This window comes from bacterium (assembly GCA_021372535.1).
Taxonomy (GTDB): domain Bacteria; phylum Latescibacterota; class Latescibacteria; order Latescibacterales; family Latescibacteraceae; genus JAFGMP01.
This window is the reverse complement of record JAJFUH010000224.1, coordinates 1-4185: the sequence shown is the minus strand read 5'-3', so window position 1 is coordinate 4185 and position 4185 is coordinate 1. Positions and strand designations below refer to the sequence as shown.

General features: G+C 53.9%; 2 protein-coding genes. Both read left to right on the top strand.

What is annotated here, in order from left to right; translation table 11 throughout:
- Positions 1–370: 370 nt before the first annotated feature.
- Positions 371–1798, top strand: coding sequence for an SH3 domain-containing protein (locus tag LLG96_19500; protein ID MCE5252392.1), 1428 nt, complete (start codon positions 371–373; stop codon positions 1796–1798).
- Positions 1799–2274: 476 nt separating this feature from the next.
- Positions 2275–3963, top strand: a complete 1689-nt coding sequence (locus tag LLG96_19495; GenBank protein MCE5252391.1) for an NFACT family protein — start codon at positions 2275–2277, stop codon at positions 3961–3963.
- The last annotated feature ends 222 nt before the right edge of the window (positions 3964–4185 follow it).

Sequence of the window (4185 nt, the reverse complement as noted above, 5' to 3'; positions counted from 1 at the left end):
TGAAAAGCCCCGCGGTCACAACCGGTTTTCGGAAAAAGAATGGGTGCTGTCCGAGCGAGCCGAAGGCTCGTGAGTTCACACATTCCCGAAAAACGGGCAGTGAACGGGGAAAAAGGCTTTTCACGGGCGCCCTTTCCTTTGGGCAGGCAAAGGAAAGTATCATAGTAATATGATGTTCTGAAAAAAAATGGGGGGCGCCAGCGATCATATTTCTTCTTGACAACCCTGAAATTTATCCTACTTTGGACATGGTTCCGTCAGAGCCATTTCATCTTTCTGCTGTATTCATTGAGAATGATTAAAAACTTCGCTCATTTTTCCGAACAGGATATAAATTATAATATACCATACATTTAACTCTGAGGACATCATGCAAACCATTTCGCCCACTGAAATGCTCTCTCGTCATATGAGAGCCGCCGTCATTTTTTTAATCCTTTGCGTCTCGGTGCCATACGGAAAAGCGGTAACAGCACAGGACTTTCCCGAACGGGCGCCGGAAGCGCTCCCGGGGACAACGGTTGAGATGAACGATCCCGGCTACTGGATTGCCCGGATCGACGACCCCGACCGGGTAATCATGACAGACCGGCAGATCGGGACGTTCAACAGTCTCAACACCTCCCGGAGTATCGGCGCTGACCATCCCTATGCAAAAAACATCGCCCAGATCGAGATGGACGGTCCCGTACTGAACCGCATGAATCCGCTCGCCGCCGGCGATACTTTTCCGGGAAGCACCGTCCGGGAACGTCTCGAACAGAATAACGAACGCCTCATGAAAACGACGCTCTACGACCGGTGGGAGCTTCCGCTGACCGAAGGAAAAAAGACGGAGATACAATCCGCCGTCAACCTCGGCTCGGTCCCGGATACCATTCGCCCCATAAAAGGCATTATCGTCCGTCACACCTCGGCGCGTCTCTATCCCACCGCCGAACCGGGATACCGTATGCGGGGGTATCTCGACGACATCAACGTCACATCGCTCGATATGGGTATGCCGGTCGCCGTTCTCCACTTTTCGCAGAAAAGGGACTTCCAGTTCGTCATGAGCCCCATCGCATGGGGCTGGGTGCCGTCAGCCGATATCGCATACGGAGATGAAAAAGCTGTACGGGCTTTCGGTGCGGGCGGTGAATTCATCGTGGTCATCGACCATAAAGCGCCCCTGTATGCGGACGAGAAATGCTCGATATTCCTCGGAAGCGTTTACATGGGGGAGCGTCTCACGGTCAGGGGAAAAACGGACAGCGGATTCAGAGTGTCGATACCGGTGCGTAAGCCCGACGGCTCCCTCATGACAGGAGAGGGCTGGGTGCGCCGCGACGGGAGCGTTCACGAGGGTTTTCTCCCCTATACGAAGCGGAATGCAATAACCACTGCGTTCAGGCTTCTCGGCCGTCCCTACGGCTGGCATGATTCCTGGGACGAACGCGACTGCGGCGGTATCATGCGGGTGATTTTCCAGTGTTTCGGAATTGACCTTCCGCGGTACTGGTCGTTCCAGCAGCTCTGCACCGATCAAGCTGTCTTTGTCGGAGATATGAAGGATATGGCAGAAAAAAACCGCCGTCTCGGTGAAATGCCCGCGGGAATAACCTTTACCGGCTCGACAGGGCATATCGGCCTCTATCTCGGAAGCGTGGATGGCAGACCATTTGTCATCCATGAATGCGGATGGAATTACAAGGAGGGCGACAAGGAGCTCAAGATGGCGCGGGTGGTTGTTTCGGATTACGAGCACATCGGATTCAATATGGATGGAATCAAGTTTTTCTCGCCGATTATGCCATAAAAAGGGAGCGGCATCGACTCTCCGCCCCCTGTTTGATTGTTTTATTTGTTTATTAGTCGTTTTACTGCGAACTTGTTACTTCTTCCCCGCAGAACGGGGTAAATTGCCTGCAATCAAAGGCACCACCTCCAGGAGGGAAAGAACAGCACAAGTTTTTTTATATACGCACTCTCGACCGGTGCGTACATTATTTTATACTTCTAACGAAATAACCGGGTTTCATGATTTTTTTATTTTTATAAATTTTTTATATCCTCCATTCCTGTAACGCACCAAACAGTTTGTAATAACAAGTTGCGGTCATACAGGTAAATATCATGAATCATTGATGATAGATGCTGAAACAAGTTCAGCATGACGACCCGATCGTATACACGTCACCCTGAACTCGTTTCAGGGTCTATACTATAACAAAATGAATGCCAGAATCTTAAATCAATGATCGCCCCTTGTTGTAACTATCGAGGAAAAGCTCCGTGGATTATTTTACCATATGCGCCCAGCGGAAACAGACCGGTGATTCCTTCGCCGGGCGAAAGGTCGAAACCGTCCGCCTCCATGGCAACCATGCCGTGTTTATCGGCTTCGAGGGAGACCGTGCGCTTAAACTGTCCGGTGTCCCCGGTATGCCGTATCTCCATACGGTCGAGAAGCGCTACATTCCCTCCCGTAACGCCCGCGACTGGCACCTGTCGAAATTTGCGGGGACTGTTCTCGAATCTGTCGGGATCATCCCCGGCGACCGCGTTCTGTTCCTCCGCTTCGATTCCGGCATGAGGCTCGTATTCGAGCTGACCGGCCGTTACGCAAACATCGTCGCAGTGAATCCGGATGGCATCATCGCCGGTTCAACCCGTGTCATCACAGGACGTATCAGCGGATACCGTGAAATCCGCCCGGGAGTGAAATATATCCCTCCGCCCGCGCGGGAATACATCGATCTTGTATGGGGAGTCCTGCCGGAGTTGGAAAAACGGCTGTTCGCTGCCGAATCGGCCATCGAGGAGGCGCTCGCGGTCTCGGTATGCTCGGGGAGTCGTCCCTTTGCCCGTGAGGCGGTCTTCCGGTGCGGACTCGATCCATCTCTCAAACCCGGAGACCTTTCTCCCGATGACACGCTGAAGCTGTTCAGGACTGTTGCCGTGCTTGTCGACCGCATCGAAAAGGGCGGCGAAGGCGGCACGGTCATCATGGGCGCTGACGGTCTTCCCCGCGATGTCTTCCCCCTGCCCATGGAATCCGCAGGTGTAGGCGACACCTTCTATAAAAATCTCGACGATGCGGTTATCCGCTACTCCCTCGACCGTGAACGGGGGCTGGAATTCCGCCAGCTCAGGCATACAATCACCTCCGCCCTGAACCGTGAGGAAAAACGGATTCTCTCCACTATCGGCAAAATCGATGCCGAGCGCGGCGGCGAATCGGAGGCCGAACTCCTTGACCGTCACGGCAATACGATTCTCGCGAACCCGCACCGTATCAAAAGGGGCATGACATCGGCCACACTCGATGACCCGTACAGCCCGGGCGGCGGGCAGATCACGGTTGAGCTCGATCCCGCGCTCGATGGTCCCGGGAATGCGGAACGGTTTTTCCAGCGCGCCCGCAAACTCAGGGCTGCCTCGAAACACGCGGAAGAACGTATCGCAAGCCTCCGGAGACGTCTGGAGACCTTACGGGCCGAGAGCTCCCGCGCGGAATCGCTCGAGGATCTGAAAGAGCTCAGAACGATTGCGGACAGGTATGTCCGTACCGGCGAGCCGGGCCGTGCATACGAGGCTGAGGAGCCTTTCCCGCGGCGGTTCGTCTCGGCTTCGGGACTCGAGATCATTGTGGGACGAAACGACAGTGAGAACGACGAGCTTGTACGCTGGGCGCGTAAAAACGACATCTGGCTCCATGCTCAGGGAGTCGGCGGCTCCCATGTCATCCTCCGCTCACCGGGGAAGCAGAATCCCGATCACCGGAGTCTCGAAGAGGCGGCATCCGTTGCCGCGTACTACTCGAAGGCGAAAACCTCGGCTGTCGTCCCCGTGGTGTGGACAGCGGTCAAGTATGTGGTCAAGCGGAAAGGACAGGGACCCGGGCAGGTTACCTACACGAGGGAGAAGGTGCTGTTCGTCGAGCCGGGAATCAGAGGAAAAGAAGGGGAGAATAAGGAATAGAAAAATCGATTCATTATTGATCCTCCTCGGCTTCGCCGTGTCCCCCTTATAAAACAAAGGGGGACAAAAAAATGACCCACATTAAAAGAGTTGTGATAAACACCATTTACGTGGATATAAGCTGTCAAGGGTCGGCACGAAGTGCCGATTTACATGCCCTTGACAGTAACAAAACAACACATTTCGTTATAGGGCTCGTGAAAAATATACTTTTTCACAGCC